This window comes from Pantoea sp. EKM21T, from assembly GCF_011800405.1.
Classification (GTDB): domain Bacteria; phylum Pseudomonadota; class Gammaproteobacteria; order Enterobacterales; family Enterobacteriaceae; genus Pantoea; species Pantoea agglomerans.
In genome coordinates this window covers 115126-134849 of the sequence record NZ_JAALFV010000003.1, presented here as the reverse complement: position 1 = coordinate 134849, position 19724 = coordinate 115126, and the positions used below count along the sequence as shown (strand labels likewise).

Below are 19724 nucleotides of genomic sequence, written 5' to 3'. Positions count from 1 at the left end.
GATATATCCTCCTCACCCCCGTTTTTGATTCCATTCATCCTGACTCAGGGTAAACAGCATGCTTGCGGGCGCATTTTCCACATCATAAATATCCCGGGTATGACGGAGTCCGGCGTTAATCAGAACCTTTTGTGAAGCCAGATGATTCGCTCTTACGACTGCAGAAATTTCAGCCAGTTTTATCTCTTCGAACCCATAACTAACTGCATAGTTCGCAAATTCCGTCGCCAGTCCTTTCCCCCAGGATTCCGGAGAGAAACGATATCCAAGATTATTGATCGTGATATCGGCAAAGCTTCTGATGCTCAATCCCCCAAAACCGATGATTCTTTCTGGATTATCCTGAAGCGAGATAGCCCAACTGCCGAAGCCATTCAATTCCCAGTGACGGATAGAGCGCGATAGCACTTCCCGTGAATGATGGATATCCGGATGTGGGCCCGCGGGATTAAACGTATTCGTCGCAGGGTCGCCGTAGATCCTGTAAAGATCATCGGCATCTGATGGGGTGACTGGCCGAAGAAACAACCGCATAGTGTCTTGCTGCAAAATAAACGCTCTCAGATTAAGAAACGAGTGATCCTGTTTTTATAACGGGAAACGGTGCGGGAAACTAGGTAAATCTCTCACCTCATCAGTCTGTTCAGTCAGGCTTGATCTCTTTAATAAGCGCTTCACCCTGATTGTGGATGTTGCCGACTTTGGCTGTAACAGGATGCCAGGTAAAGTCCTTTTCCGGCAATGCGGCTTCATGTGCAATTTCCTGAGCACGGTCCGACGTGGTTTCGGCACTGAGCCATTCGCGTACAGCATCCGCACTTAAAACCAGCGGGCGTCGGTCATGGATATCAACCATGCCTTTATTGCTCGCTGCCGTTACGATAACAAAACCCTCATGCCCATGATCCTTACCATAAGGAGCTTTGCCGATAGCGGCGAAGAACAGCGGTTCTTTCTCTTTGTGGTAAATAAAGTAAGGCTGTTTTTTGTCGCCCTCTCGCTTCCATTCATACCAGCCATTGGCAGGAACAATGGCGCGACCATGCTCCCACAGCGGTTTGAACATGCGTCCCGTCGCAGCGGTTTCACCACGCGCATTGATAAGCGGTTGTTTGTCCCACCACTCCGGACCGTAACCCCAGTAAACCGGATCAAAGTGCAGTTCATTATCCCGCTCATTGAGCAAGAGCACTTTGGTGCCTGGAGCTACGTTAAAGCGGTCTATCGGCTCCGGATCATAAATAATTTCATCGGGCTTCATCCCCAGGGATGCAAAGTAATCGTCTCTGCTGCTGTACTGCGCAAACCGTCCACACATGGGGACCTCCTCTCATAAGGATAGCGCAGCGTTGAAAGAGTTAAATAAATCTAAAAAAATTGTTCTTCTGGCTGAAGATATCGTGATTTTTGACGAGAACATAATTAATGAATATGAATAAACTGGAGCAGTAATGAAGGGAATTATTTTAAGTCTGGCTATGGCATCACTGATGGCTGCCTCGTTTACAGCTGATGCGCGCGGCCATCGTGGTGGGGGTGGGCATAGAAGCTACAGCCATAGTTTTAGTTCAGCTTACTCATCACAAACAACGACACCCAGAATCAAGAAGAGATATTCCAGCAGCAAGCGAACGGCCAGATATGCTACTGCAGGCGTGGCGGGTTATGGCGCATACCAGGCCCATAACTACACGTCATCCTACGTGCGTGAGAAGGGCCGTCAGGCCGCAAGAAAACCCTCAACGAACAGCTATGACAACCAGTATCCAAATCAGCCCCAGGCTCAGCCGGTTAGCCAGAATATGGCACCGACATGTTCACCCTTATCTATGGTAAGCCAGCCGGGCTATACAAACCTGCCTGTATGCCTGGGCAGTGTTAATTGATTTCAAGCCTTGTAGCGATGAAACGACGATGAATTGATATTTTTCAGGAAGACACATTTTACAGAATGCCACTTACCGCACCCCGGAGAGGTCATATTTTAGTGACTTCGTAGGGACACGAACCTTTAATAATATGAGATATAACTCATGACCATAGTTTTTATACCTGCCCTCATCCCATTACTGATGAGAATTGAGAATGAGAAAGGAAGCCCGCTTACTGAGCAGGAAGTCAGTAGCATCCGTGATAATGCCACAACTATCGAAGTGCCGCGTGATGTTGCTCTCGCCATGGCTGAATGCCGCGGTTACTTCGATATCAACCCTGAAAGTTGCTGGGCTGAATGGAGCTTGTACCGGAGTAAGAGTTTGCTGTCTGTTGCTGACAACGGATAACTGCATCGCGGTGCACATCTGCACCTCATGTTTTAGCAGCCGGTATCTGACGGCATAGCTTCAGAGATCGACATACTGTTAGCATCAGTTCTGGCTGGCTCATGGGCTACTACATATAGCCATACCGTGTAAAAGTAGTCAGGAAAATATTTTTTAACTGTGTTTGTTGTCATGAGCCGCAGAGAGGAAATTCCTGAAGCTGCAGAACGTTGCATGCAACAGAAAGGGTTTTATCAGACACCGGTTTAGCTTATTGTCGGTCTGACTTGAAAATTTTATGAAAATTAAGAAGCAATTATTTTCTTCATGATTACATCCCTGATGTTTGCCCGGATTTTATATCATCTATTCTACAGTCTTAATATCCACAGCCACCAGAACAACCCAGTACTTCATCTGCTCAGTCATCAGCTACGTTTTCAAAAAAAGACAGTGTTTCGGCGCTTTTTCGGCGGGGCTGCCCTACTGTTACCTGGCCATACACACCTCTCTATTATCTATAAATTTTTCTGTCGCGACCGAAATGCGTGGCCGTGGGTCATCATTCTGTACCCTGCTTCAGACGCGCAACAATCTCACCCCTCTTTTCAAATCACGCCGATAGCGTTAAGCTATACGAAACATATACGTTTCATATAAGGCTTGCATGGGTATCGTAAAAATCTCCGATCTGATGCATGAGAATCTGCGCATCGCCAGTCAGGCGATGAGCCGCTCAATTAATGCACAGGCAGAACACTGGCTAAAACTCGGTATGCTGGCTGAACTCTATCCGCAGCAGACCCAACATCAACTGGCGCAGATGCTAATCCGGCTTGAACTGGAAGGCAGCGCTGATATACGCAATATGCTCCCTAAAGAGAGCCTCACCACACAAGGAGACGTGTCATGAACAGCGTTAAAATTCATACCGCAGCGGAAATCGAAATGGCACGGGCAGCCGGACAGGCTGCGGCTCAGGTGCTGGCGATGATTACACCTCACGTCCGTCCCGGCATCACCACGGAAGAGCTGGATGATATCTGTCACGATTTTATTGTGAATGAGCTTAAAGTGACGCCAGCAAACATCGGTTATCACGGTTATACCCGTACCACCTGCACGTCGGTCAATCATGTGGTCTGCCACGGCATCCCGGCCAGCAAAAAACTCAAGGATGGCGATATCGTTAATATCGATGTAGCGATCATCAAAGATGGCTGGTATGGCGATACCAGCCGGATGTACTTTGTCGGCACACCGTCAGTCCGTGCCAAACGTCTGGTGGAGATCACCTATCAGTCGATGGTCGCCGGTATCAAAACCGTACGTCCTGGCGCGACGCTGGGCGATGTGGGCGCGGCTATCCAGCGTGTCGCTGAATCGGCTGGCTTCTCGGTGGTGCGTGAATATTGCGGTCACGGTGTCGGCGAAATTTACCACACCGATCCACAGGTGCTGCACTACGGCACGCCGGGTGAAGGGATGCCACTGAAAGCAGGCATGATTTTCACTATCGAACCGATGATTAATGCCGGTAAAGCCGGAACCAGCGTGCTGTCAGATGGCTGGACGGTGGTCACCAAAGATCGCTCGCTCTCGGCACAATGGGAACATACTGTCGCTGTCACCGATGAGGGTTTTGATCTGCTCACACCCTGGCCTGAAGGCACCGGCGACTACCCGGCGATTTAATCTCTCAGCCTGAGACAAGGTCTCAGGCTGTATGATTAACTGCCCCTGACTTCACTCAGCGTTTCCAGCGTGCCGGAATGCCACAACTGCACATCGTTACGTCCGGCGCGCTTAACCTGATACAGCGCCTCATCGGCGCACCTCAGCCATTCATGAATTGTCGCCGCATCGCATGCCGGCGCAATCCCGATACTCACCGAGCACTGAAAGGTAGATGAAGCCGGCAGCCGCAGCAGGGCAATACCCTGTCTGATCTGCTCTGCCAGCAACATGATGCTGGTTTCATCCGCATCCCGCACAATCACACACAGCTCATCGCCGCCAAAGCGGGCAGGTATATCTTTCAGGCCGACGCTGTCACGCAGTAGTGCCGAGATTTCTGCCAGCAGGAAGTCGCCGGCTTCATGCCCGAAGGTGTCGTTAACCTGTTTGAAGTGATCGACATCCAGCAGCATCAACCAGGCTTTACCCTCACCTCGCTGTGTACGTAAAAACTCGCTTTCAAGCCGCCGCTCAAAGAGACGTCGGTTAGGTATTTTCAGACCAGGATCCATCAGCGCAATGCGTTCCAGCTCCTGATTCTTCTTTCGCAGACTCAGGGTCAGATTGTGTGAAACCACGCTGAGCGCCAGCAGATAGCCGCTGGCGAGCGGCAGAGTCAGCCAGACGGTGCGGGTAGAGAAGGTCAGCTGCAAAGGCGCCTTTTCGGCTAACCAGGCCAGTAAAAAGGTCAACAGAAAGGCCTGCAGAGCAGACTTCAGCTGAACCCAACCGCCCGCCGAGTAACGATCAGAGATCAGTACCGCCATGATAATAATCGAGGGAAGCGGACTCAGCGCCATGGTTGCCACCCAGAAGCCGCCGAATGCGGCATCCAGCGTCAGATTCTTACGTTCAAAACCCGTGGGATCGCGCGATCGCAATGCCAGTCTGAAAGCGGCATAGGGCCAGACAAACGCATTAGTAAATAGCAGTGCGCAGAGTTCCAGGCTTTTTCCCAGCTCCATCAATACTGACAGAATGGGCAGGAAACAGAGAAAGGTGCCGAGCTGGCGCATCATGAACATGCGGCGCACAAATCGCGTTGATCGGCGCTTCAGCTGAATATCGTCAGGAGTGTAGTAATTCATATGCAGACTGAAGCAGCAACAGGTTATGGCAGTTTATCGGCAATTAATGAATTAAGGTAAAATATTTACAGAATATTCTTATTGCGGGCCGCGAAAGGCATCTCGTCAGCCTGTGACTTGTGTGCCGGGGACGATGGCAGTCAGGGGACATTAGCAGTAATGTGAGAAGATACCGCGCGCCATGAATACGCGCGGAAGCTTTTTATCGGCGGCCTTTAACCACTGAGGCAGACCAGTTGAAATCGCTGACTTCGCTGGCGGTCATTGAAGAAGGTTTTTTCTTACGCAGCGGTTTTTTCTTCTCCTTCTCAGCCTGCGCCCTCTCCTTCTCCAGTTTGCTGGTCATGATGATCTGACGAGCTTCACTATTGAATTCTTTCTCTTTTTTGCTATCAGGCTCTTTACCGGTTCGTTGACGGTACTTCTCGGCCAGGCCCTTATAGGTTTGCTCGACGGCCAGTCGTTCATCAGCGTTGAACTGATCAATGGAAATCATCTTTTTATCGTTCATAGCGGCGTGTCCTCTGGCGAGTTATTCCGGCAAGTGTACCGCATTTGCGGTCCGTTAACGCAGGGAATGGCATTAATCCGGTGAGCTGCTGATTCCGTCAGCACACACAGCCCGGTAATTTCTCTGAAACATGCGTTTAGCCCTGTAAAAAATAGGGTTATCTCTTAATATAAAACTAATGTTCATCAGGTTTACTGGCAGTGACCACGTACTGCCGAGGAGCTGAAGGAATGATAAAAGAGACCGATCGCCTGTCACAGGCATTATTACGGCGGCATGGGATTGGCGTTAAACAGAAACGTATACACTTCCGTGGCAGGGATCTGCTGTTTCAGCTGCACAACGCCCGCTATGAGGTGTTCAACGGCGATCGCTGTATTGCAACCGTCGATACCAACAATATCAATGAAGCCATTAAGCAGTTTAAAGCGCTGGACCATCCAGGGGAGAAATAGCCATGCCAGACTATCGTCTGTTTCAGAAAGAGCAAACAGTCAGAGCCGTGAACACTGAGCGGCAGGATCAGCAGGACGCGTTAATGGCTGAAGGCTATAAGATGGTGTGGGACGTGGTGCATGCCGATAACGCCGATGCCGCGCTGCTGCGCTATCAGCAACTGCGTCACGAAGAGGATAATGCTGAGCAGAGTTTCGCAACCGATTCAGTTTCAGGTAGCCTGATGAACCTGATATCCCGCTGAGTCAGTGCGGGGCTGAAGGTATAAAGCCAAAGTTACTGTTAATTCATGCTGTGCTGATTAGAATAAAGGAAATTTCCCGAATACAGGTTTCTGATGAAAATCACCATTCACAAAGAAGATGAGCTGTTTATGCACAACTTCTTTGCTGCGCCATGCCACACCGTTGAAACAGACTCACCACAGGCACAACAGATTCAGCAATCGCTTCAGCTGGCCATCCAGCAAAAAGGTGCAGAGGCTGATGGCGACTGGAAACGTAGTCTGACTTTTCTGATTCTGTTTCTCTTTTTATATGCTGCGCTGGGTGCCTCGCTGACGCTTGATCTCAGCACCACTGGCACGCCTCATAAGAGTATTGAATATGCGCTGGAAGCGATTCCGGTGCTGATCGCTTTCTCCGGCTTCTTCATCTCTATTCTCTATCTGTTCCTGACCCGCGCCAGCGCGCGTAAACAGCGTAACTGGGAAAGGACTATCCTGGTGCTGGAGAAATACTCCATCGGAAATCTGTTTAAAGCGACGCATACCCAGGGCGGTGGTACCAGCAACTACTCCGTGCCCAACCTTTCTATTTCGCTCGCGCTGTTTATCTGCCTGACCTGGCTGGTGATTTATAACTATCTGACATTTACCACCAGCGGAGTGTTTGGCAGTGTCATCTCCCTGTTTATCAGCACCATGGTTTATGTGATTCTGGATATTCAGCTACTTAAGCCTTTTACCCATGTTGTTGAGAAAGAAGAAGCGGAAAAGAGTGACACGGATAAAGAGCAGGATTAACTGCACCCCGTAAACGTCAAACAGATACCCGGTCAATGAGCCGGGTATTTTTTTTCTAATCAGAACGATCTTGCTGCAAGACCCCTGCTGCACGGAGTTCAATGAGGTGGGTTGATATTAAAACATTTAAGTATGTTGTAACTATAGGCAGGGCTTAATCCTTTGGGTTCAGCCCGTGTAAAAGTCAGACGGCCCGCTTTCACAGCGGGCCGTATTCATCACCAGTGGGTTTTCTGCATATCAATGACAAAACGATATTTCACATCGCTGGTCAGCATACGTTCAAAGGCAGTTTCGACCTCTTCACCGGTGATCATCTCAACATCAGCCGTGATGTTGTGCTGACCACAGAAGTCGAGCATCTGCTGCGTCTCCTGGATGCTGCCAATTGAGGTGCCAGTGATGCTCAGGCGACGAAACACCATCGGTGTCACATTCGGTGATGGATGAGGTTGATCGGGTATGCCCACCAGCACCAGCTGGCCATTGGTTTTCAGCGCACTGAGATAAGGATCGAGGTCGTGTGGTGCAGCGACACAGTCCAGAATGATATCCAGTGACGCCTGGCAGTCAGCCATTTGTGCGGCGTCTCGTGAGATCACCACGTTCTTAGCGCCGAGCCGGCGTGCATCTTCCCCTTTCGCCGGAGAAGTCGTAAACAGGGTGACTTCTGCGCCCAGTGCGCTGGCCAGTTTAACCGCCATATGACCCAGTCCCCCGAGCCCGACCACACCCACACGATCGCCTGCTTTGACTTTAAAATGCTGCAACGGTGACCAGACGGTCACGCCAGCGCACAGCAGCGGTGCCACCGCATTCAGCGCCAGATTGTCGGGCACCGTGACCACAAAATGCTGGTCGGCGATGACATGCTGCGCATAGCCCCCAAATGTCGTATTGCCGGTGTATTTATCCGTGCCGTTGTAGGTCGGCGTGAAACCCGCCTCACAATATTGCTCTTCCTGCTGCTGACAGAAATAGCATTCACCGCACGAGTCGACCATCACGCCAACGCCAACCGTATCCCCGGCGGCAAATTTAGTGACGTTGCCGCCCACTGCCACTACGCGTCCGACAATTTCGTGACCGGGAACCAGCGGATAGCGGCTGACTCCCCATTCATTACGGGCCATATGCAGATCGGAGTGACAAACACCGCAGTAAAGAATTTCGATTTTCACATCGTCAGCCTGCAGCTCGCGTAACTCTACCTGGCCTGCCCGCAGCGGCTGATCTGCCTGGGACGCTATCAGTGCGTTAATTTTCATCTGTTTTGCCTCTTTTCACCTGGTGGTCGTAAAGAAAGCGGCCCACTATAGACACACGGAACCCCATTTGGTAGTAGTTACCTTTTGGTTACCATACTATCTGGGAAGTCACTATGCCGGTCTGGGTTGAAGGAAAACTTTGCTTTTATGCGGATTCACCGCCACGCCGCCTGCTGGAACTCTTTTCGGTGAAGTGGAGCACGATGGTGCTGCATGCGCTCTATCACTGGCCGGAAAATCGGGCACGCACGGGTGAACTGGAGCGCAGCCTGCAGGGTATTTCGAAGAAGATGCTGATTCAGACGCTGCGTGAGCTGGAGCAGCGCGGACTGGTGTCGCGTCAGGTCTGGCAGGTGGTGCCACCAAAAGTGGAATACAGCCTCACGCCGTTGGGGCATACCTTCGCACAGCCAATAGAGCAGATGTATCAGTGGGGACTGGAGAATCAGGCTGCGCTGGATGAAATGGAACATCACGCGCGCAGCCATCAGGAGAGTGGCGGATAGAAGGCCGCCAGTTCTCACGCAGTGCAGGCTTAATCGAACGGGAATTCGCGCGCCAGCACGCGGGAAATGACATTCAGCGCGCCTTCATCATTGTTGCTCTGAGTCTGATAGCGCGCCACGGCAGCGACCGAATCAGCGGCATTGGCCATTGAGAAACTGAAGCAGGCCTGACGCAGCATCTCAATATCATTGGCGCTGTCACCAATCGCCAGCACTTCGCAATCGCTGATGCCCCACTTTTCCTGCAGCAGCGCAATGCCGTGTGCCTTATGGCAGCCGGGAATAATGAGATCAATAAAGCCAAAACCGCTGGATACCGGATGCATGATGTTTTCCAGCTCGCCCAGACGGGAATGCAGTCTTTGCAGCAGTGCATCCACCCCTTCGTGCTCCAGCTTCAGCGAGAATTTGAAAATGGTGTCGTCGATGGCATAGAGGTCATCGCGTTTTTCCACCCGGTGATAGTGGTTTGCAAGCATTGCCATCACCTCATCAGAGGTGGATGAATGCATATAGGCGCCGTTGCGTCCACAGACCACGACCGCGATGTCAGGTTCATGCGCCAGGATATCGAGGATCTTATGCACTTTCTCCTGAGCTAACTCTCCGCAGAAGATCTCTTCATTACAGTCAGAAACCCATGCGCCATTTTCCGCCACGAAAGCGATCTCATCTTTGATGTCGGGAAAATAGCGCTGCAGCTGGTAATACTGATTACCACTGGCCACCACAAAACGGATGCCCTTCTGCTTCAGCAGCGCATACTGACGTGAAAACCGCTGAACGTTGTACTGCTTATTGTCGTCCAGAAAGGTGCCGTCCATATCCACCGCAATCATCTTAACCGCCATCTCGCCTGCCCCTATACGTTCGCCGTTCTGTCCTTTCGGCTGATTGATTTGATTCATAAAGCTTACTCGCTGTGTGGATTAATGAGAATGCAAATAGTGACTTTGCTAACGGCTTTCAGAGCGTTCCGGTTCCGGAGTTGTGTTATCACGCACGTTTATTTTCGTTAAAAGGATGTTAACCTCAGTCGAATATTACGAATGAAGGTTATTTTAATTACATTCGTAACTCAACCCCCAGATATTCAGGAGCACGAGATGCGTGAAGATTCCCGATCAACCCCTTTACCTGACGACGTCAAAACCGCTATTCGCGAGATGAAACAGCAGTTACGTCAACAGATTGGTGATGTTGATGCCCTTTTCCGTCAGGTTTGCGACAACATCACTGCTGCGATTGCTGAAGCAAAAGCAGATGAAAAGCGCACGGGCAGTGCCTGGCCGGTAGTGCCCATGCAGGACATTGCAGCGGGAAAGGTTTCGGATGAAACCCGGGCGCTGATTAAACGTCGCGGCTGTGTGGTAATTAAGCAGCACTTCGCGCGTGAGCAGGCACTGGCATGGGATAAGTCGATGCTCGACTATCTGGATCACAACCGGTTTGACGAACACTATCGCGGCCCCGGAGATGACTTTTTTGGATCGCTGGCCGCCTCCCGCCCCGAAATCTATCCGATTTACTGGTCACAGGCGCAAATGCAGGCGCGGCAGAGCGCGGCAATGGCTGACGCGCAATCTTTTCTGAACCGGTTATGGAAGTCTGAATCGCAGGGCAGGCAGTGGTTTGACCCGGATGTCAGCGTTATCTATCCCGATCGCATCCGTCGCCGCTTGCCGGGCACCACCTCGAAGGGATTAGGCGCCCATACCGATTCCGGCGCGCTGGAACGCTGGTTACTCCCCGCGTATCAGCAGGTTTTCAGTAAGCTGTTTCACGGTGATTTTGCCGCTTACGACCCCTGGGATGCAGCTCACCGCACCGAAGTGGATGAGTATGATCTGCCGGGTACCACCAAATGTTCCGTGTTCCGGACCTTTCAGGGCTGGACCGCACTCTCCGATATGATCCCCGGTCAGGGCCTGCTGCACGTGGTGCCGGTGCCGCAGGCGATGGCCTATGTTCTGCTGCGCCCGCTGCTTTCAGACGTACCTGAAGATGAACTGTGCGGCGTCGCGCCGGGCCGGGTGTTGCCCGTTAATGAACAGTGGCATCCGCACCTGATTGCAGGACTCTGTTCGATACCGGCCTTAGAGGCGGGCGATTCGGTATGGTGGCACTGTGATGTGATCCACGCCGTTGCACCGGTTGAAGATCAGCAGGGCTGGGGCAATGTGATGTATATCCCCGCTGCGCCAATGTGTGACAAAAACCGCGCCTATGCCCGGCGGGTTGCACAGGCACTGGAGCAGGGACGTTCGCCGGGAGATTTTCCGCCGGAAGATTATGAAACAGAGTGGGGCCAGCGTTTTACGCTGCAGGATCTCAATCTTAACGGACGCCGGTCGCTGGATTTGTCCTGATCCCAATCCCGCGTTGTACACCAGCGCGGGATATCCCTGTTACACTGGAGCTTCTTTTTTCTGCGAAACGCAATTATGAACCCGCGACATCATCAGATTATTCAACTGGTTAATAGCCGGGGCAGCGTAACGGTCAGCGAACTGGCGCAGCTTACCGGGGTTTCTGAAGTGACGGTGCGGCAGGATCTCACGCTGCTGGAACGCGACCGGTTGCTGCGGCGGGTTCACGGTTCCGCGCTGGCGCTGGACAGCGATAACGTCGGCACCCGCATGAATACCCGCTATCCCATCAAGCAGGCGCTGGCACGACATGCGGCCAGCCTGGTTCAGGCGGGTGAATCGGTCTTCATCGAAGGCGGCAGCACCAATGCGCTGCTGGCGCGTGCGCTGGCTGACCGCGCCGATCTTACGCTGATTACCGTCAGTCACTATATTGCCCAGCTTCTTCGGGAAGCCACCTGTGAGGTGATTGTGCTCGGTGGCCTGCTGCAGAAAAGCAGTGAGTCAGTAGTCGGCCCGCTGACGCGGTATTCCATCCAGCAGGTTCATTTTCACCGGGCATTTGTTGGCGTGGATGGCTGGCATCCGGAGACCGGTTTTACCGGCCGCAACATGCTGCGCTGTGATGTGGTGGATGCCGTGCTGGCGAAAGGCGCTGAGAGCTATGCCCTGACCGACGCCTCCAAGTTTGGTCAGATTCACCCCTATCCGCTTTCATCCGGTTTTCAGGTCGGGCACGTGATTACCGATGAGACGCTGGATGCGGCGACGGTAGCGCAGCTCAGGGAACAGGCGATAGAGGTGATACAGATCGCCGCAGGTTAAGCAGAACGGCCGGGGCCTTTAGTAACGGAGTCCCGCAGCATCAGACTAGCCGTGAAAGGTGCCTGAGTATGCCAGTCTCCGCCATCCAGCATGGTCAGCAGGCGGTTAATCGTCTCATCGATCATCTCGGTGACCGGCAATTTCATGCTGGATAACGACGGCGTGATGAAGGGCGCCAGCGGAATATCATCGAAGCCAATCACCGAAACCTGCCCGGGTACCGCGATGTTGCATTCAGTCAGACGTTTGATGGCACCAATCGCCATCTCATCATTACTCGCCACCAGCGCGCTGAATGTCACCCTGCGTTCCAGCAGCTGGTCCACGGCCGCCATACCGCTCTGCGCCGTCCATTTACCGGTCACGATTCGCCGGGAATCGGCTTCAATGCCCTGTGCGGCCAGCGCAGCGTGATAGCCGGAAAGTCGCTCGACGCCGGTCGGCGAATCGAGTGAACCGGTGATAAACGCGATCTCGCGATGCCCCTGATTCAGCAGATGGCTCACCGCCGTGGCGCTGCTGGCGTGCTGATCGCTGTAAATGCAGTAGCTATGGTTGACGCGCAGCCGCCGGTTGATCACCAGTATCGGCTGTTTGTGCCGGGAGATAATCGCATCCAGCGCGTCAATGCTCAGGAAGCGCGGATAGATAATGATGCCGTCACAGCGCAGATCGAGCAGAAACTGAATCGCCGCCTCTTCCTGCTCAGCGGTGTGTTTGCCGTCCGCCAGAATCAGCTGGCGGCCCTGCTGCTCCAGTATGCGCGCGGAGTGTGCCATTAGTTCAGTGAAGTAGCTGCCGCTGTAGAGCGTATTGGTGATCACCAGTCCAATGGTCTGAGACGTTTTTGTCGCCAGGTTGCGCGCCAGCAGATTGGGCCGGTATCCGGTTTCGGCAATCGCCTTCAGTACTTTTTCGCGCTTTTCCTGCCCGACATAGCCATTGCCCGAGAGCACACGTGACACTGTCGCTTTAGAGACGCCCGCCCTGTTTGCCACTTCCTGAATCGTTGCCATGGTGATGCTCCTTTGCTGCGTCGTCCTGCAGTCTACCTAAGCCTCTCAATCTTGGAAATATTTACCCCGCCTTAGTATGAGGTTACCTGGCAGCATCAGGTGATGGAGTTCACAAAAAAGAGATCTGGATGATTTTGGTGCTTGTCGGCGCCATGAAAGCACTTCATGATTTTGTGAAACCGGTTTCCTATTTGCCTGCCCGCAGGCGCAAAAACATAAAAACTTTGACCGATTTACCCTACAGAGAAGAGCGATCATGCCCAGAAATTATGCCGAGGTGTCACGCGCCATCGTTGATGCGCTAGGCGGCCTCACCAATATCGAAGCCGTAACCCACTGCATGACCCGCCTGCGGTTTGTGTTGAAAGATGAAGCTCAGGTCGACTATCCCCGGCTCAAGGCGATCAATGGCGTTATGGGCGTGGTGCACAACGACACTCAGTGCCAGGTGATCATTGGTAACAACGTTTCACAGGCTTATCAGGCGGTGCTGGAGCTGGGATCGCCCGCAGCGACATCGACTGCACCCGTAAAACGTAAAATCACGCTGCGAGGCATCGGTGCAGGGATTCTTGATGCGCTGGTGGGCACCATGTCGCCGCTGATTCCGGCCATTATTGGCGGGTCAATGGTTAAGCTGCTGGCGATGATCCTGGATATGGCGGGCGTGTTTGAGAAAGGCTCATCAACGCTGGTCATCCTCAACGTGATTGGCGATGGCGCATTCTTCTTCCTGCCGATCATGGTGGCCGCCTCTGCGGCGCTGAAATTCAAAACGAACATGTCGCTGGCGATCGCCATTGCCGGTGTACTGGTTCATCCCAACTTTGTTGAACTGATGGCGAAAGCGGCACAGGGTCAGGCGGTGGAATTTGCTTACATTCCAGTGACCGCGGTGAAATATACCTACACCGTAATCCCGGCGCTGGTGATGACCTGGATCCTGTCGCACATCGAGCGCGGCGTGGATCGTATTACCCCTGCCGTCACTAAAAACTTCCTGAAACCGATGCTGATTGTGCTGATTGCGGCACCCATCGCGATTGTGCTGATCGGTCCGATTGGCATCTGGATCGGCAGCGGTATCTCCGCGCTGGTCTACACCGTGCATGGCTATCTTGGCTGGCTTTCCGTCGCGATTATGGGCGCAATCTGGCCGCTACTGGTGATGACCGGAATGCATCGGGTGTTCACCCCCACCATCATCCAGACCATTGCCGAAACCGGCAAAGAGGGCATGGTGATGCCGTCAGAGATTGGCGCCAACCTTTCGCTGGGAGGATCGTCGCTGGCGGTGGCGTTCCGGACCAAAAACCGTGAACTGCGCCAGACCGCGCTGGCAGCGGCGGCATCAGCGATTATTGCCGGCATTTCAGAACCGGCGCTCTATGGCGTTGCGGTCCGCTTAAAACGACCGCTGATCGCCTGTCTGATCAGTGGTTTTATCTGCGGCGCGGTAGCAGGCATTGGCGGGCTGGCCAGCCACTCCATGGCCTCTCCTGGCCTGTTTACCAGCGTACAGTTCTTCGATCCCACCAATCCCATGAGTATTGTCTGGGTCGGTGCGGTCATGGTGTTGTCTGTGGTGCTGTCATTTGTGCTGACGCTGCTGTTAGGTTTTGAAGATATTCCTGAAACCGAACCCGAAACCAAAACCGCACCCGAAAGCGCAACGCAACCTGCGCCCGTTACCGAACGCGCTAACGCGATTAATAGCCACTAAAGGAAAGGGTCACGCTGACCCGGAAAAGAGGATTGCATGTCTGATTCAAGGTTTCCGCAAGGATTTTTATGGGGCGGCGCACTGGCCGCCAACCAGAGTGAAGGCGGCTTTCGTGAAGGCGGAAAGGGCTTAACCACCGTCGACATGATTCCACATGGCCCGCACCGTATGCCGGTCAAACTCGGTCTGGAAAAGCGTTTTACCCTGCGTGACGATGAATTTTATCCCAGCCATGAAGCCATCGATTTTTATCACCGCTATCCGGAAGACATTGCGCTGATGGCGGAGATGGGGTTCAGCGTGTTCCGCACGTCGATTGCGTGGAGCCGTCTCTATCCCAATGGCGATGAACTGACGCCCAATCCGCAAGGCATCGCCTTTTACCGCGCGGTCTTTGAGGAGTGCCGGAAATATAATATCGAACCGCTGGTCACGCTCTGTCACTTTGATGTGCCGATGCATCTGGTGACTGAATATGGCTCGTGGCGCAATCGCAAAATGGTCGACTTTTTTGCCCGCTATGCCCGCAGCTGCTTTGAGGCGTTTGATGGCCTGGTGAAATACTGGCTGACCTTCAATGAGATTAATATCCTGCTGCACAGCCCCTTTTCCGGCGCCGGTCTGGTGTTCGAACCCGGTGAGAACAAGGATCAGGTAAAGTATCAGGCGGCCCATCATGAACTGGTCGCCAGCGCGCTGGTGACGCGCATCGCGCATGAAGTGAATCCGATGAACCAGGTCGGCTGCATGCTGGCAGGCGGCAACTTCTATCCCTGGTCGAGCAAGCCGGAAGATGTCTGGGCTGCGCTGGAAAAGGATCGGGAAAACCTGTTCTTTATTGACGTGCAGGCGCGTGGGGCCTATCCGGCGTACGCCGCCCGCGTATTCCGTGAAAAAGGGGTGACGCTTGAGATCGCTGACGGCGATGACGACATTCTGAAAAACAGCGTCGATTTTGTCTCGTTCAGCTACTACGCCTCACGTTGCGCCTCGGCCGAGATGAACGAGCAGAACAGCAGCGCCGCCAATGTGGTGAAATCCCTGACCAATCCCCATGTACCGCGCAGTGAGTGGGGCTGGGGTATCGATCCGCTCGGCTTACGCATCACGATGAATATGATGTATGACCGCTATCAGAAGCCGCTGTTTCTGGTGGAGAATGGCCTGGGCGCGCGCGATGAGATCGAATCAAATGGCGAGATCAACGATGATTACCGCATCAGCTATCTGCGCGAACATATCCGCGCCATGGGCGACGCAATTGAGGATGGCGTGCCAGTGATGGGTTACACCAGCTGGGGCTGTATCGATCTGGTTGCCGCCTCAACGGGTGAAATGAGCAAGCGCTACGGATTTGTCTATGTTGACCGCGACGACCTGGGTAACGGCACGCTGGCGCGCACGCGGAAGAAATCCTTCTGGTGGTACAAAAAAGTCATCGCCAGTAATGGCGCGGATCTTGAGTGACAACGTCACTTAAAATCTATCGTCATGCTGTTACTGGCGCGACAGCAACGCCGGAACAGAACGCTTATTTCTGCCGTTGTACTCCGGCAGTAATTATCGTATAACCAATGTCTCCGAGGGGTGTCCTGTAATGGGCTGAGATGGCGTAAGCCGAACCCTTTGAACCTGATCTGGGTCATGCCAGCGAAGGGACGGGTCGGCAGATTTTCTGCGTCATCTCCTGCAACATTCCCTGTTCCAGACCGTATGCCCGGATCTCCCTGTTACTGGAGATCCTATGTCACATCCGCTTTTCGACACCGGCTTTTATGGTCGTCTGCGCCTGCATGCGGGCAGTCAATGGCACGCCTATATCGGGCACGATTTTGTGCGGCAACTCGGTCAGGGCAACCTGCCACCCGCCGCCTTCCGCCACTATCTCACCCAGGATTATCTGTTTCTGCTGCACTTCGCCCGTGCCTGGGGCTTGCTGATCAGCAAACTTTCCGAGCCAGAAGCCTTACGCAGCGCAACGGCATCGCTTAACGCCATCGTCAGCGAACTGCCACTTCACCAGGCTTACTGCCAGCAATGGGGCATCAGCGAGGCGGCGATGGCGAGTGAACCCGAAGCCGTGGAAACGCTCAACTACACCCGCTACGTGCTGGACGTGGGTCACACCGGGGATGCGCTGGAGCTGCTGACCGCGCTGATGCCGTGCGTTGCCGGTTACGCTGAAATTGGCCTGACACTACTGCATGATCCCGCAACCCGCTTTGAGGGGAATCCTTACGCGGCATGGATAGAAAATTACGGCGACGAAGCCTATCTGGCTGGCGTTCGCTCCTCACTTTCACTGTTTGAAACCCTGGCCCGGCAGCGCGCCGGTGAACACCGGTTTAACCCGCTGGCGGAGATCTTCACCACCGCGACCCGGCTGGAAGCCGCCTTCTGGCAGATGGGTCTCAACCATGCTGCCGCCCAGCGGATCAGCTCATGAACCTGCCGTGCAGTCCGGTGCCGCCAGGCATTTCAATTCGCCAGCTCAGCCTGAATTATGGCCAGCAGCCACTCTTCAGCCAGCTTGATCTGGAGATCGCGGGCGGTGCTTTTACCGCTTTACTGGGTGCCAGCGGCGTCGGAAAAAGCAGCCTGATGCGGGTCATTGCTGGTCTGACGCCACCCACCGCCGGGCAGGTCAGCGGCAGCGACGGCCTGCCACTGACCGGACGCATCGCCTGGATGGGGCAACAGGATCTGCTCTATCCGTGGCTGACGGTTGAACAAAATGTCTGTCTCGCCAGTCGCCTGAAAGGTGAAAGGGCCGATCGCGACTGGGCGCAGCATCTGCTGATGCGGGTAGGTCTGAGCCACTCTGCGAACGCGCGACCCGCGACACTTTCCGGCGGGATGCGTCAGCGCGCCGCGCTGGCCCGCACCCTTTACACCCGCCAGCCCGTTGTGCTGATGGATGAGCCCTTCTCCGCACTGGATGCCCTCACCCGCGCTCAGATTCAGACGCTGGCCGCAGAAGTGCTGGTCGGACACACCGTGCTGCTGATTACCCATGACGCCGCTGAAGCCTGTCGGCTCAGTCACCACATGCTGGTGATCGGTTCTGCGGGAATTGAAACCTGCCCGCCCCTGCCGGATCAGCCACCGCGGGCTGCAGACGACATACAGGTATTGCAGAGTCAGGCCGCATTGCTGAAGCAGCTGAGCAGGATAGCGGGATGAGATTACACAAAGGTTTTGCCGGTCTTCACCGTGGAGTGATGCTGTTTGCCGGACTGATTGCGCTGTGGTGGCTCGCCACACTGACTTCGGTTCCGGCCTTTCTGCTGCCCTCACCCGCTGCGGTCGCCATCGCACTGTGGCAAAACGCAGGTTATCTCGGCCATCACACTTTGATTACCCTGACCGAGATCGTCAGCGGCATGGCCCTCGGCGTGCTGCTGGGGAGTGTGCTGGCGCTGGGCATGACCTTTTCGCCGTGGCTGCAGCGCTGGATGATGCCGCTGGTGATCACCAGCCAGGCGATTCCGGTTTTTGCCCTGGCGCCGCTGCTGGTGCTCTGGTTTGGTTTCGGCATGGGCGCAAAGGTCGCGATGGCCGTCCTGGTGATCTTCTTCCCGGTGACCTCCGCCTTTTTTGATGGTCTGCGTCGCGTCACGCCCGGCTATCTCGATCTGGCTCGCACGCTGGGCGCATCACCTGCAGCGCAACTGCGCCATGTCCGGCTGTTAGCCGCGCTGCCAGCCCTGGGCTCAGGATTGCGGATGGCGGCAGCCGTCGCGCCAATAGGCGCAATCATCGGTGAATGGGTCGGCTCGGCCGAGGGGCTGGGCTACGTGATGCTGAATGCCAACGCCCGGATGCAGAGCGACCTCTGTTTCGCCGCTTTGTTTATTCTGGTGCTGATGACGCTGGCCCTGTGGCTGACCCTCGACATCCTGCTGCGCCGCCTGATTACCTGGGCACCCGAGACACATTAATGACTAAACCAATGAGAAAACCCATGACAAAAATGCCTCTGTTTACCCTGCTGTTCAGCGCCACCTTAGCCACACAGGCTCAGGCGATGGAGAAACTGACACTGGTGCTCGACTGGTATATCAACCCCGATCACGCACCCATTATGGTGGCCCAGCAGACCGGCGCGTTTGCGGCAGAAGGGCTGGAGGTTAACATTGTGCCGCCTTCTGATCCGGCGCTGCCGCCGCGTCTGGTGGCAGCAAAGCAGGCGGACTTAGCGATTACCTATCAGCCGCAGCTGCATTTCTTCGCCGATCAGGGATTGCCCTTGATGCGGGTGGGGACGTTGATTAACAGTCCGCTGAATACGCTGATGACGTTAGACGAAACGGTAAAAAAACCAGCCGATTTAAAAGGGAAACGCATCGGCTATTCCGTCAGCGGCATTGAACAGGCGACGCTGGCGACCATGCTGAACCATGATGGCGTTAAAGCCGATCAGGTTAAGCTGGTTAACGTCAATTTCCAGCTCACCAGCGCCCTGATGACCGGGCAGGTGGATGCGGTTATCGGCGGCTATCGCAATATCGAAGCGCTGGAGATGAAACAGCACGGTAAAAAACCGGTAGTCTTCAACGTCGAGGATTATGGTGTTCCGGCCTATGACGAACTGATCATCGTCGCCAACCGTGATGAGGCACACTCGGAGAAAATCAAAAAGTTTTTGCGGGCACTGAAGAAGAGTAATGCGCAGTTGCAGGCGCACCCGGAGGAGAGCTGGCAGGCCTTTGCCCGCGCGCATCCGGAGCTGAACACACCGCTGAATCATCAGGCATGGCGTGCCACCCTGCCGCTGTTTGCCGCCGATCCGGCAAAACTGGATCGCGCACGCTATCAGGCTTACGAGCAATTTCTGTTTGATAACAAGCTGATTAAAAGCATCACGCCGGTTGAGCGCTACGCCACCGGCAGTGAGTAATAAGAGAGCCCGCAACGATCGCTGCGGGCCATTTGCCTGG

General features: G+C 54.1%; 22 protein-coding genes and 1 riboswitch. Of the genes, 15 read left to right on the top strand and 7 right to left on the bottom strand.

Annotation, left to right across the window (positions count from 1 at the left end; all coding sequences use genetic code 11):
- Window positions 1–12: 12 nt before the first annotated feature.
- The gene (locus tag HFD87_RS06955) at window positions 13–534 is read right to left on the bottom strand and encodes a GNAT family N-acetyltransferase (protein ID WP_033787104.1); all 522 of its coding nucleotides are present in this window, start codon (window positions 532–534) and stop codon (window positions 13–15) included.
- Window positions 535–643: 109 nt separating this feature from the next.
- Window positions 644–1318, bottom strand: a complete 675-nt coding sequence (locus HFD87_RS06950; RefSeq protein WP_033787106.1) for an SOS response-associated peptidase family protein — start codon at window positions 1316–1318, stop codon at window positions 644–646.
- Window positions 1319–1451: 133 nt separating this feature from the next.
- On the opposite strand from HFD87_RS06950, the gene HFD87_RS06945 reads away from it, so the two are divergent.
- From HFD87_RS06945 to map, 3 genes are all read left to right on the top strand, one after another.
- Window positions 1452–1886 carry a hypothetical protein gene (locus HFD87_RS06945; RefSeq protein WP_122459766.1) on the top strand — a complete coding sequence of 145 codons (435 nt, stop codon included), beginning with the start codon at window positions 1452–1454 and terminating at the stop codon, window positions 1884–1886.
- Between the two features lie 1042 nt (window positions 1887–2928).
- A complete protein-coding gene (locus HFD87_RS06940; RefSeq protein ID WP_010247005.1) occupies window positions 2929–3174 on the top strand; it encodes a ParD-like family protein in 246 nt (81 codons plus the stop codon).
- Window positions 3171–3956 (top strand): type I methionyl aminopeptidase, encoded by a 786-nt coding sequence (gene map, locus HFD87_RS06935; protein ID WP_010247003.1) that lies wholly within the window; start codon window positions 3171–3173, stop codon window positions 3954–3956. The genes HFD87_RS06940 and map overlap by 4 nt, the downstream gene beginning before the upstream one ends.
- A gap of 35 nt (window positions 3957–3991) precedes the next feature.
- On the opposite strand, the gene HFD87_RS06930 is transcribed toward map, so the two are convergent.
- On the bottom strand, window positions 3992–5086 hold the full coding sequence (locus HFD87_RS06930) for a sensor domain-containing diguanylate cyclase (RefSeq protein ID WP_033773481.1): 1095 nt from the start codon (window positions 5084–5086) through the stop codon (window positions 3992–3994).
- Window positions 5087–5288: 202 nt separating this feature from the next.
- Window positions 5289–5597: a hypothetical protein gene (locus tag HFD87_RS06925; protein ID WP_010247001.1), complete on the bottom strand. Its 309-nt coding sequence runs from the start codon at window positions 5595–5597 to the stop codon at window positions 5289–5291.
- A 230-nt stretch (window positions 5598–5827) separates the two neighbouring features.
- Here HFD87_RS06925 and HFD87_RS06920 point away from each other — a divergent pair, with 230 nt between their 5' ends.
- The 3 genes from HFD87_RS06920 to HFD87_RS06910 all read left to right on the top strand — a co-directional run bounded on the left by HFD87_RS06920 (window position 5828) and on the right by HFD87_RS06910 (window position 7077).
- Window positions 5828–6052 carry a hypothetical protein gene (locus tag HFD87_RS06920; protein WP_010246998.1) on the top strand — a complete coding sequence of 75 codons (225 nt, stop codon included), beginning with the start codon at window positions 5828–5830 and terminating at the stop codon, window positions 6050–6052.
- A 2-nt stretch (window positions 6053–6054) separates the two neighbouring features.
- Entirely contained in the window at window positions 6055–6297 is a 243-nt protein-coding gene (locus tag HFD87_RS06915; RefSeq protein ID WP_167423143.1) for a hypothetical protein, read from the top strand.
- 93 nt (window positions 6298–6390) lie between these two features.
- The gene (locus HFD87_RS06910; RefSeq protein ID WP_010246994.1) at window positions 6391–7077 is read left to right on the top strand and encodes a hypothetical protein; all 687 of its coding nucleotides are present in this window, start codon (window positions 6391–6393) and stop codon (window positions 7075–7077) included.
- Window positions 7078–7295: 218 nt separating this feature from the next.
- Here the strand turns inward: HFD87_RS06910 and HFD87_RS06905 are convergent, their stop codons facing one another.
- On the bottom strand, window positions 7296–8345 hold the full coding sequence (locus HFD87_RS06905; protein ID WP_167423142.1) for an NAD(P)-dependent alcohol dehydrogenase: 1050 nt from the start codon (window positions 8343–8345) through the stop codon (window positions 7296–7298).
- Between the two features lie 113 nt (window positions 8346–8458).
- Between HFD87_RS06905 and HFD87_RS06900 the strand changes: the two genes are divergently transcribed.
- On the top strand, window positions 8459–8851 hold the full coding sequence (locus HFD87_RS06900) for a helix-turn-helix domain-containing protein (RefSeq protein ID WP_010246990.1): 393 nt from the start codon (window positions 8459–8461) through the stop codon (window positions 8849–8851).
- A 29-nt stretch (window positions 8852–8880) separates the two neighbouring features.
- Here the strand turns inward: HFD87_RS06900 and HFD87_RS06895 are convergent, their stop codons facing one another.
- On the bottom strand, window positions 8881–9702 hold the full coding sequence (locus HFD87_RS06895) for a Cof-type HAD-IIB family hydrolase (protein ID WP_167423258.1): 822 nt from the start codon (window positions 9700–9702) through the stop codon (window positions 8881–8883).
- 255 nt (window positions 9703–9957) lie between these two features.
- Here HFD87_RS06895 and HFD87_RS06890 point away from each other — a divergent pair, with 255 nt between their 5' ends.
- Both HFD87_RS06890 and HFD87_RS06885 read left to right on the top strand, forming a co-directional pair.
- On the top strand, window positions 9958–11220 hold the full coding sequence (locus tag HFD87_RS06890; protein ID WP_010670439.1) for a DUF1479 domain-containing protein: 1263 nt from the start codon (window positions 9958–9960) through the stop codon (window positions 11218–11220).
- A gap of 75 nt (window positions 11221–11295) precedes the next feature.
- The gene (locus tag HFD87_RS06885) at window positions 11296–12045 is read left to right on the top strand and encodes a DNA-binding transcriptional regulator YciT (RefSeq protein ID WP_159226844.1); all 750 of its coding nucleotides are present in this window, start codon (window positions 11296–11298) and stop codon (window positions 12043–12045) included.
- Here the strand turns inward: HFD87_RS06885 and HFD87_RS06880 are convergent.
- Entirely contained in the window at window positions 12042–13061 is a 1020-nt protein-coding gene (locus tag HFD87_RS06880; RefSeq protein ID WP_167423141.1) for a LacI family DNA-binding transcriptional regulator, read from the bottom strand. The genes HFD87_RS06885 and HFD87_RS06880 overlap by 4 nt on opposite strands.
- 256 nt (window positions 13062–13317) lie before the next feature.
- Between HFD87_RS06880 and ascF the strand changes: the two genes are divergently transcribed.
- From ascF to HFD87_RS06850, 6 genes are all read left to right on the top strand, one after another.
- The gene (gene ascF / locus HFD87_RS06875; protein ID WP_052271342.1) at window positions 13318–14784 is read left to right on the top strand and encodes a PTS cellobiose/arbutin/salicin transporter subunit IIBC; all 1467 of its coding nucleotides are present in this window, start codon (window positions 13318–13320) and stop codon (window positions 14782–14784) included.
- 36 nt (window positions 14785–14820) lie between these two features.
- The gene (locus HFD87_RS06870; protein ID WP_163641272.1) at window positions 14821–16251 is read left to right on the top strand and encodes a 6-phospho-beta-glucosidase; all 1431 of its coding nucleotides are present in this window, start codon (window positions 14821–14823) and stop codon (window positions 16249–16251) included.
- Between the two features lie 106 nt (window positions 16252–16357).
- A riboswitch (TPP riboswitch) is annotated at window positions 16358–16460 on the top strand.
- A 68-nt stretch (window positions 16461–16528) separates the two neighbouring features.
- On the top strand, window positions 16529–17230 hold the full coding sequence (locus HFD87_RS06865; protein WP_167423140.1) for a TenA family protein: 702 nt from the start codon (window positions 16529–16531) through the stop codon (window positions 17228–17230).
- A complete protein-coding gene (locus HFD87_RS06860) occupies window positions 17227–17967 on the top strand; it encodes an ABC transporter ATP-binding protein (RefSeq protein ID WP_158149830.1) in 741 nt (246 codons plus the stop codon). The genes HFD87_RS06865 and HFD87_RS06860 overlap by 4 nt, the downstream gene beginning before the upstream one ends.
- Entirely contained in the window at window positions 17964–18725 is a 762-nt protein-coding gene (locus tag HFD87_RS06855) for an ABC transporter permease (RefSeq protein ID WP_010246973.1), read from the top strand. Before HFD87_RS06860 ends, HFD87_RS06855 begins: the two co-directional genes overlap by 4 nt.
- A 23-nt stretch (window positions 18726–18748) precedes the next feature.
- Window positions 18749–19684, top strand: a complete 936-nt coding sequence (locus tag HFD87_RS06850) for an ABC transporter substrate-binding protein (RefSeq protein WP_167423139.1) — start codon at window positions 18749–18751, stop codon at window positions 19682–19684.
- The last annotated feature ends 40 nt before the right edge of the window (window positions 19685–19724 follow it).

Coding starts and splice junctions, on each gene's coding strand:
- HFD87_RS06900 (WP_010246990.1), top strand. CDS start 8,459: ATGCCGGTCTGGGTTGAAGGAAAACTTTGCTTTTATGCGGATTCACCG.
- HFD87_RS06880 (WP_167423141.1), bottom strand. CDS start 13,061: ATGGCAACGATTCAGGAAGTGGCAAACAGGGCGGGCGTCTCTAAAGCG.
- HFD87_RS06905 (WP_167423142.1), bottom strand. CDS start 8,345: ATGAAAATTAACGCACTGATAGCGTCCCAGGCAGATCAGCCGCTGCGG.
- HFD87_RS06910 (WP_010246994.1), top strand. CDS start 6,391: ATGAAAATCACCATTCACAAAGAAGATGAGCTGTTTATGCACAACTTC.
- HFD87_RS06955 (WP_033787104.1), bottom strand. CDS start 534: ATGCGGTTGTTTCTTCGGCCAGTCACCCCATCAGATGCCGATGATCTT.
- HFD87_RS06920 (WP_010246998.1), top strand. CDS start 5,828: ATGATAAAAGAGACCGATCGCCTGTCACAGGCATTATTACGGCGGCAT.
- HFD87_RS06895 (WP_167423258.1), bottom strand. CDS start 9,702: ATGGCGGTTAAGATGATTGCGGTGGATATGGACGGCACCTTTCTGGAC.
- HFD87_RS06945 (WP_122459766.1), top strand. CDS start 1,452: ATGAAGGGAATTATTTTAAGTCTGGCTATGGCATCACTGATGGCTGCC.
- HFD87_RS06885 (WP_159226844.1), top strand. CDS start 11,296: ATGAACCCGCGACATCATCAGATTATTCAACTGGTTAATAGCCGGGGC.
- HFD87_RS06860 (WP_158149830.1), top strand. CDS start 17,227: ATGAACCTGCCGTGCAGTCCGGTGCCGCCAGGCATTTCAATTCGCCAG.
- HFD87_RS06870 (WP_163641272.1), top strand. CDS start 14,821: ATGTCTGATTCAAGGTTTCCGCAAGGATTTTTATGGGGCGGCGCACTG.
- ascF (WP_052271342.1), top strand. CDS start 13,318: ATGCCCAGAAATTATGCCGAGGTGTCACGCGCCATCGTTGATGCGCTA.
- HFD87_RS06925 (WP_010247001.1), bottom strand. CDS start 5,597: ATGAACGATAAAAAGATGATTTCCATTGATCAGTTCAACGCTGATGAA.
- HFD87_RS06915 (WP_167423143.1), top strand. CDS start 6,055: ATGCCAGACTATCGTCTGTTTCAGAAAGAGCAAACAGTCAGAGCCGTG.
- HFD87_RS06855 (WP_010246973.1), top strand. CDS start 17,964: ATGAGATTACACAAAGGTTTTGCCGGTCTTCACCGTGGAGTGATGCTG.
- HFD87_RS06865 (WP_167423140.1), top strand. CDS start 16,529: ATGTCACATCCGCTTTTCGACACCGGCTTTTATGGTCGTCTGCGCCTG.
- map (WP_010247003.1), top strand. CDS start 3,171: ATGAACAGCGTTAAAATTCATACCGCAGCGGAAATCGAAATGGCACGG.
- HFD87_RS06940 (WP_010247005.1), top strand. CDS start 2,929: ATGGGTATCGTAAAAATCTCCGATCTGATGCATGAGAATCTGCGCATC.
- HFD87_RS06930 (WP_033773481.1), bottom strand. CDS start 5,086: ATGAATTACTACACTCCTGACGATATTCAGCTGAAGCGCCGATCAACG.
- HFD87_RS06890 (WP_010670439.1), top strand. CDS start 9,958: ATGCGTGAAGATTCCCGATCAACCCCTTTACCTGACGACGTCAAAACC.
- HFD87_RS06950 (WP_033787106.1), bottom strand. CDS start 1,318: ATGTGTGGACGGTTTGCGCAGTACAGCAGCAGAGACGATTACTTTGCA.
- HFD87_RS06850 (WP_167423139.1), top strand. CDS start 18,749: ATGACAAAAATGCCTCTGTTTACCCTGCTGTTCAGCGCCACCTTAGCC.